Genomic DNA, 8,056 nt, shown 5'->3' with positions numbered 1-8,056 from the left:
CCTAATAGGGAGCATATCAATGACTTGAGCCTGGTAATTTTTTATATAAAGGTAACAAGAGACTATTGTGGAGAGAATGCAAGAACGCTACATAGCAATAAAAAAAGCTGCTTAATCTGACTAGAGATTAAACAGCACATGGATATTGTAAATATAAAACATAAAAAGGAAAAAGTCAACAAATCCTCGGAAAATATAGCAGCAAGCACAATGATAAAGCAAATAACTCTTTCGGGATTTACTTATATAGTTTCTTCCATAAAAATCACCTTATAGCAGATGACGATACTGGTTTGGCTTTAAGTTCTCCTTGAATTAAAGCAACTCCAATCCCATAAACAATCGAAATAGCTAAAGGTACAAGAGTGAAAGCATAGTCAACAAAGAAACCACCTAAGATAAGGGCCGAAAAACAGGTTCCTAAAGTAACAAATAAATAGGCTTTACTTTTATAAATCCATATGTATGGAAGAAAATGAGAGCCAGCAAGTAAACCAATTGTGAAGGGAAGGTATTCAGGTATTTTCATATACACGATGATAAATACAGGTATATAAAAAGCTTGAGGAGCTGCCACTATTCCTCCTAAAATTCCTAAAGGATTGTCTGTAGAGTTTAAACTGACGCCGAGAATTTTACCAATGAACATGCCAATAGGGAAAATAGCGCCCAAACCAAATATCCAAATTAAACGGACAGCTTCTATGGGAAGAACAAAATACATGAGGGTGAACATTAAAAAGACTAGGACGCCAGATAATAAAATGGGGAATCCTTTTTTCGTTTCAGCTATAAGCTCATTTTGTAAATTTACAAGAGTTTTACTCATAAATGTACCACCTTTCATAAAATGGGGAGAAGATATTATAGTATAACAGTTCACTAATGAATTTACCTTAATTATCTCAAAAATGGTATATTTTTCTGATGATTTAGCAGAGGATATAGGGAAAAGGCAATGGAGGGAAAACGTAAAAAATCATTCAAATGAAGGGGTAGCCAGCATTACATTCGTCAGTTGTTTTTCCATCTCATTCTTTTGAAAACGAAACGTTCATAATCACCATATGAAGCATTTGGATATGTTATGATCAAATTTGTGAAAAATGTTTAGGAACGGTCAGTATGTTAAATGAATGAGGGGGACAGATGATGGATAATCAATATTTCGTAGGTTGGGGTACATTAGCATTAATCAATGCTGGATTGGCACAAGGGAAGAATAGGACGGGGTTAAATTGGTTCTTACTTTCTCTTATATTAGGTCCAATCGCCACACTCATTTTGTTATTTGCTGAAAAGAGATCGTAATATATCTTCAGCATCGAGAATTCGCCAATGAAGGTTAAAAATTTTTTACCTTGTAGTGATTTTATTGATTTCAACGAGAAATAAAACTACTATGTTTACGGGGAAATAAGTATAGAAGTATTGCTGACGGATCGCCGTATGCGATGAAAGTCGCCTGTACGGTGAAGGCTCGTTATAAAGCATCTACATGTATAAGACGAGAATAGCATTTTAGTAGGGCTAGATAAAACTTCTGTAAGTGGAACAAATGCTAATTCAGTTACATTTCAAGTAGGAGAAGACATTTATCTTTCTCATAGTCAAATTAAAATTATCGATGGGTCTAATATGATTAGCCATTTTGATGATGACTCTCAAGATCTCATTACTTCTGCAATATGGAATGACATCGATAAATCTATCGTAGTTTTACTGGACAACAATGCAAGCATTGGTCAAAAAATTACATTGACAAAGGGCAATAAACAAAATTTATCTGGTAATAAAATGACTAGAGATATTATTGCAACATTCAACGGAGTTAATTGGGAATAAGAATGGACCTCACCTTATTAGGTGGGGTTTTTTTTCATAAAATTTAAATGTCATACAGAAAAGGGGAGGTTGATGATAAAAATTCAATAGAGTAAAGGTTAAAAATTCTTTACCTTTTGAAAATCCTATTGACCAGCATATAAGCCATCATTATTATGATAACGGGGAAATAAGATACATTGCTACCGTTGACGGATCGCCGTATGCGATGAAAGTCGCCTGTACGGTAAAGGCTCGTTATAAAGCATCTGAATGTCTAAGACGAGAATAGCGTTACAGAGATTAAAAACTTTACAGCAGTGAATGGTACAGGAAATGATGTAATTATTTCTTGGGATTCTGAATTTCCTGCAGGTACTACATTCCGTTTAGGCTATAGGTACCTAACTGGATCAGGGCCGATCAATCAAAATGTTACTGTGGATGATTCACCTTACACTTGGACTGTTCCTAGTACAACAATTGATGGTTTAGCACTACATGGAAATGAATTGACATTAGAAATCTATGCTAAGGATAGTAATGGAAATTTTATACCGGGTTCTTTAAAAAGCTATACAATTACTTTTGATCCAAGTTAAATAAGTTTTTTAATGTTGGCCTCACCTATGATAATTAGGTGGGGCTCTATTTTACCTCAGTTAGGCAACCTTAGTTATGTTGTTTATGGTATTAAGAAAGTTGAGTGCGATTTTAAAAGGTAAAGAGTTCTTTACCTTGTTGAAATTCTATTGAATATATTTAGAAATAAAACTACTATGTTTACGGGGAAGTAAGTATAGAAATATTGTTGACGGATCGCCGTATGCGATGAAAGTCGCCTGTACGGTGAAGGCTCGTTATAAAGCATCTACATGTATAAGACGAGAATAGCGTGCCAGGTGCACCTTTAGTTACTTTGGGAACAACAAATAATAAAGATGGCTTTTCTATAGTATTTTCAGAAACAGTCCATATGCAATTGGCAGGATGGTCTGGCTTAATGATACTAGAAGAATTTCGTCCTGATGAGACAGTTCCATACAATAACTTTGATTTTAAAGTGGAGATCCATTCAATTACTGGTGAAATTAGCCTCCAATTTGGTGTTCAACAAAGTAATAGTACAATAAGCATGTATAAAGCCATTTACAATGAAGTTTCTGAAACATGGAGTTTGGTGGATATTACAGCTCCATAATTAATTTAGAGCTGATAGTAGGTTATTTCTTACAACAATAGTCAAAACGTTGCGGTGAAAACTCTTTTCAATCATCAAACAGTTCCTTCTTTGAGATGATATGTATCTATCTTATTGGGTAATCTCCTTGGATCATTAGGGTGTAAAAAGCAGCTTGCATGCAAGCTGCTTTTACTTCAATAATTTCTATTGAGACAAAATGATGCTGAATTCTCTTACTAGAAAACTAATTTTTATTTAATTTCTTTCCATAAAGACAACGCGTTTATCCAATTTGGATCTCCATAGCCTTGATAGCTTTGAACTGCTTCATAATTCTTACCTTGATATTCTACCTTATCACCTTTTTTGTACGCCTTGAATGGACTCCATTGCTCATAAGAAGTACTTTGCTCTTTAGTTGTTACAGTTAAAATGGAACTTTTAATAGACTCATTCCCAGCTACATCTACAGCAGCTACTGCATATATATAGGAAGTATTCGATTGAAGATTCATATCCTTAAATGATGTGATTGTTGAAGTCCCAACAGCAGTCATTTGTTCTTTTGTTGACCCTCTATATATTACATAATGGTCAACGGCTACATTATCCTCTGAAGCACCCCACATTAAGTCGACACTTGAAGAAGTGATTCCCATTGTATGTAATGAAGTTGGCTGCGAAGGTGATTCTGTATCTGGAGCAGCATGCAATGTTTCTACAACTAGAGATTCACTTACTGTAGATACATTCCCAGCTGCGTCTACTGCCTTTACTGAGTAAGTATATTTTGTATTGGAATTTAAATTTTTATCTGTGAATGTTGTTCCTGGAATAGTTGCAACTACTTTGCCATCACGTAATACTTGATATTCTTTCACACCTACATTATCTGTAGAAGGGTTCCATTTTAGCTCGGCACTAGTAGAAGTAACTTTTGTTGTATGTAATCCATTTGGCTGTGTTGGGGCTTCTGTATCTACATTGCCATCATTATTCACCAAGTTTACATCAATCACATTATAAAACGCATTTGAAGTGTCAGCGACATCCCAAACGGCTAGAATCACGTGATAGCCACTACGATCTGTTGGCACGTTAATTGTATGAGTTAAATTAGTCGATGCAGCAGAGCCATTATGTGCTACAGTTCCAATTTGCTCAAGATCAGCGCGAGTTAATGGTTTATTAGGATTCCAATCACGTTTAGTAATATAATAATGCCATTTGCTAGTTAAATGTGGCGCAGTATACTTCCATGTAAACGTATTAGGCCCTCCCGTAATTGTATTCTTAAACCAACGATCTGTCGTTTGTTGATCAAGGATACCACCAAAAAGACCTCCTGCAGAAGCAATTTTTCCATCCATCGGTCCACTTTGCGGAAATCCTTTAGGCGCCTCTAAACTCTGTGGTTCATACATTATGCTTCCACACATTAAGTTAAGTGCCCCATAATTTTGAGTACATAAGGCTGCACGGCTAGCTGGTTTTTCAACAAATCCATGTGCATATGCATTTGGAGCTGTCGAAATCCCTATGATTCCGGCTGCTAATAGGGCAGCACTCAGACCTTTTTTGCTTAATTTTGTAAATTTAGTGTTCATCATCCATCGTCTCCTTATTTTGAAAATGTATTGCGACTAGTATGATAGCAATAGATTAATAATTATTCAAACTACGGATAAATAATACAATAGTTTTATTTTGTAAAAAAACATTTTTGTGAAAATACAGGTATAAAGTACTTGTTTAGTTGAAAATGTTATTTTACAAAGCTAATTTCTATTAAAAAAAGCTATAAATTCTAATAAAATATTTAAATTTGTCTATTTTCGTACTAATTGATATTATTTCGAAATATACAGCCGATGGGGCTTGTAAAGCTCATTAGAGATGTCAATAAAGGACAGACTAAGTTTCGCCCCGTAGTAACAAACCAATAGCATCAAGAAGTGGTAGCAGTAGCGCAATCACCGCTGATGGTTGTATTTGGACTATAAAGAAAACCAATTTATGAGGTTACAGGGAAGAAGCAGGTGGACTAGAAGTAGAGGAAGTCAAACACTGGATAGATGATTCCTGAAAATAGTAAAAAAATATGGAATAAGTTTTGACCTCATTTTCGAGGTCTTTTTATTTTTCTCTTATTAGCATAGTGGATGGGTATACAATGACTGAGGTAGCTATAGTGGCCATCTATCGAGATTTTATCAGATAGATGGCTTTTTTATTTACGGACCGTTATTCCTTCCTTTAGTACTAAACAGATTACGACCAAGGTAAAAATGAGCTAAAGCGGAAATTATTTTGTAAGGTGCAGTACTAGCGACGATGAGGAGATAAAAGTTGCTCTTGCGAATGTAGGCTGATCCAAAATGTTTCTAGCACCAATAGGAACTGCGGGTTTACTACACTGCATAAGTAAAGGTGCTGGTTTGTTTAAATCCTTTTATTTCATGGTTAAACTAATAAAAATCTAAATTGAGGTGAATGGGTTGGACATATCAAAAATGTATGTGGAGAAACATCATAAACACGAAAATCGTTTTCAGTATGGGCAACGTAATATGTGGACCGGTATATTATTTGGTTTTGGCGTAGTAGCATTTATAGACGAGGTAATTTTTCATCAATTATTACATTGGCATCATTTCTATGATAAATCTACAGCTAATATGGGATTAGTCTCTGATGGATTGTTTCATGCCTTTAGTTTTTTTGCCACAATTGGTTCTGCTTTTTTACTGGCAGACCTTCATCGAAAACATGGATTTTGGTTAAAACGGTGGCTTGGAGGAATTTTTCTAGGTGCAGGAACATTTCAACTTTATGATGGTATTATTCAACATAAATTCATGAGGCTACATCAAATTCGATATGATGTTGATATTGTCCCCTATGATATTGTTTGGAATGTGCTAGCGGCTATTTTAATCATAATTGGTGTAGTCTTATTATTTAAAACTAATCAATAAGGAGTTACCAGCTTTGCAAACACATGAACCTCACATACAAAATTTTTCTATCATTGTACAGCTCATATTAGTTTTCCCGTTTTTGATTTCTTTCATATCCTATCTCGTTGCAGTCATACTCTCAAATCAGCATAAAAAACAATGGCCTTCTGTTAGGACCTTATGTTGGATACTGGGGCATTTATGTGCCATGTTAACGTTAATCGGTCCATTAGCAGAGCTTGCACATGTAAATTTTTCAGCACATATGGTTGGCCATTTATTGCTTGGAATGCTAGCGCCACTGCTTATAGCGCTATCGGCACCTATTACCTTATTCTTAAGGTCTATCCCTGTGAAAAAGGCTCGTTTTATTTCACGTATAATACGTAACTCTTTCTTCAGATTTGTGTCCAATCCTATCATAGCAACTATACTGAATGTAGGAGGTTTATGGCTGCTCTATACAACCCCTCTATTTAACATGATGCACGAAAGCTCGGTTTTATATATACTGATTCACATTCATATTTTTATAGCAGGTTATTTATTTACTATTGCATTTATCTATATTGACCCAATTCCACATCGATTATCTTATGTTTTTCGTTCAATCGTTTTATTGATAGCTTTAACAGCTCATTCGATATTGTCCAAACATATTTATGCGTATCCTCCTAGTCATGTATCTACTGAGCAAGCAGAGCAAGGTGCTATGATTATGTACTACGGCGGAGATCTAATTGAAATTGCACTTGTTTATATACTATTTTACCAGTGGTTTAAAAGGACAAGAAATACTGTTGTTGCAAGGACAAATAGCTCATTACCATAATTGGTAACGAGCTATTTTTAACTTAATTGAATAATGGTTAAGGAACGATTGGCGTAACTAGCAATTGGAGAATCTGATGCGGCACTTGCTCCCACAATGTCTCCGGCCATTAACGAAGCCTGAACGGTGTAGGCTGAACTACCTCTATTGACCACATTAAAAACGGCTATGCCTTCTAAAAAAATAGGCTGCCCATTAACTGTAATACTAACAGTGAAAAATGGTTGACTAGGCTCAGGTTCTGCTGTTGCTTGAGCATTAACGGAAATCGTGATTTGATATACGCCATTGCTTTGAACGATTAATTCGTTGCCAGATGGGCTAGCGCTAATGTTTGATAACGGACCAACTTCATGAAATGTAACTGGCGTCGATCCAGGCGATAAAAGACCTAATGTATCTCCCCGTAAGGAACCATAACCTAAAACACCTCTCTCAGGGGGAACCACAGGTATAATGGGGCCTGGAAGAGCTGTGATTTTAGGAAAATAGTTCGTTTCGCTTTGACAACACCCCTGATGTGTACGGTTACGTGACATTTCTAAAACCCTCCTATTTTACTTATTTAAAGTAGTATATGCCAATCTCTCAACATGATTTGAATTAATAACCATACAATAGTAATTCTAAAGAGAATGGTACCAAATTAAATAAGTGCGTAAGTTGACATCTATATATAATTATATTATCGTTAATAACGTTAACAACTTCATTAACGTCGGGGGATAAAATATTGAATTTACAAAAATTACAAGATCAATTTAGTGATGAATTAGTGAAAGTAAGTGCGGACGGTGGAAATTTATTAGCTGCAAGACTTTTTACTCTTTTATTGTTTTCATCTAAACCATTAAGTTTACAAGAAATGGCTAATCAATTAGAAGTCACAAAAGCTGCAGTCAGCATCCGAATACGTGATTTAGAAGCAGGTGGTTTGTCTGTGAAAAAGTCGAAAATAAGTGATCGAAGAGATTATTATTATGTAGCGGATGATAATAGTCTAATAATGGCTGAAACACTTTTAGCGAAAATGAAGCAATTTTTATCAGGTACTGAAAGTATATTAGCAAACTGGCCAGAAAAGTCCGAAATTCAGGAAGACCAATTAGATGACTATCATGTAGCTAAAAAAAGAATACAGGATTTCCATTTAATCTATCAGCTTGTTTTTCAGCGAATAGAGGGGATCGAGGATGAATGGAGATCTAAAAGAGGTAATAATGGTTAGGAAAATAGGAATTTAAAACACTTAGCGAA

At 35.2% G+C, this 8,056-nt stretch carries 10 protein-coding genes; 7 read left to right on the top strand and 3 right to left on the bottom strand.

The genetic code is table 11. The features are described from left to right. Window positions 1-265 precede the first annotated feature (265 nt). On the bottom strand, window positions 266-829 hold the full coding sequence (locus PI85_RS22245) for a hypothetical protein (RefSeq protein WP_036126415.1): 564 nt from the start codon (window positions 827-829) through the stop codon (window positions 266-268). Window positions 830-1,149: 320 nt separating this feature from the next. Between PI85_RS22245 and PI85_RS24560 the strand changes: the two genes are divergently transcribed. From PI85_RS24560 to PI85_RS22230, 4 genes are all read left to right on the top strand, one after another. Beyond that, window positions 1,150-1,311, top strand: coding sequence for a hypothetical protein (locus PI85_RS24560; protein WP_158499487.1), 162 nt, complete (start codon window positions 1,150-1,152; stop codon window positions 1,309-1,311). A 327-nt stretch (window positions 1,312-1,638) separates the two neighbouring features. Beyond that, entirely contained in the window at window positions 1,639-1,845 is a 207-nt protein-coding gene (locus PI85_RS22240) for a hypothetical protein (RefSeq protein WP_036126411.1), read from the top strand. A gap of 299 nt (window positions 1,846-2,144) precedes the next feature. Beyond that, window positions 2,145-2,426, top strand: coding sequence for a hypothetical protein (locus tag PI85_RS22235; RefSeq protein WP_036126410.1), 282 nt, complete (start codon window positions 2,145-2,147; stop codon window positions 2,424-2,426). A gap of 293 nt (window positions 2,427-2,719) precedes the next feature. Further along, window positions 2,720-3,025: a hypothetical protein gene (locus tag PI85_RS22230; RefSeq protein WP_036126407.1), complete on the top strand. Its 306-nt coding sequence runs from the start codon at window positions 2,720-2,722 to the stop codon at window positions 3,023-3,025. Between the two features lie 233 nt (window positions 3,026-3,258). On the opposite strand, the gene PI85_RS22225 is transcribed toward PI85_RS22230, so the two are convergent. Further along, complete coding sequence (locus tag PI85_RS22225) at window positions 3,259-4,614, bottom strand: lytic polysaccharide monooxygenase (protein WP_036128042.1); 1,356 nt, start codon at window positions 4,612-4,614, stop codon at window positions 3,259-3,261. A gap of 906 nt (window positions 4,615-5,520) precedes the next feature. On the opposite strand from PI85_RS22225, the gene PI85_RS22220 reads away from it, so the two are divergent. Together PI85_RS22220 and PI85_RS22215 are read left to right on the top strand one after the other, a co-directional pair. Continuing rightward, window positions 5,521-5,985: a DUF2243 domain-containing protein gene (locus PI85_RS22220; protein WP_200886593.1), complete on the top strand. Its 465-nt coding sequence runs from the start codon at window positions 5,521-5,523 to the stop codon at window positions 5,983-5,985. A gap of 13 nt (window positions 5,986-5,998) precedes the next feature. Beyond that, window positions 5,999-6,799, top strand: coding sequence for a cytochrome c oxidase assembly protein (locus tag PI85_RS22215; protein WP_036126404.1), 801 nt, complete (start codon window positions 5,999-6,001; stop codon window positions 6,797-6,799). 17 nt (window positions 6,800-6,816) lie between these two features. On the opposite strand, the gene PI85_RS22210 is transcribed toward PI85_RS22215, so the two are convergent. Next, on the bottom strand, window positions 6,817-7,338 hold the full coding sequence (locus PI85_RS22210) for a hypothetical protein (RefSeq protein WP_036126402.1): 522 nt from the start codon (window positions 7,336-7,338) through the stop codon (window positions 6,817-6,819). A gap of 194 nt (window positions 7,339-7,532) precedes the next feature. Here PI85_RS22210 and PI85_RS22205 point away from each other — a divergent pair, with 194 nt between their 5' ends. After that, window positions 7,533-8,027 carry a GbsR/MarR family transcriptional regulator gene (locus PI85_RS22205; protein WP_036126400.1) on the top strand — a complete coding sequence of 165 codons (495 nt, stop codon included), beginning with the start codon at window positions 7,533-7,535 and terminating at the stop codon, window positions 8,025-8,027. Window positions 8,028-8,056: the final 29 nt, after the last annotated feature.

Origin of the sequence: Lysinibacillus sp. A1 (assembly GCF_000801965.1) — a bacterium.
In the GTDB taxonomy this organism is placed as follows: domain Bacteria; phylum Bacillota; class Bacilli; order Bacillales_A; family Planococcaceae; genus Lysinibacillus; species Lysinibacillus fusiformis.
This window is presented reverse-complemented; position numbering and strand designations above follow the sequence as displayed.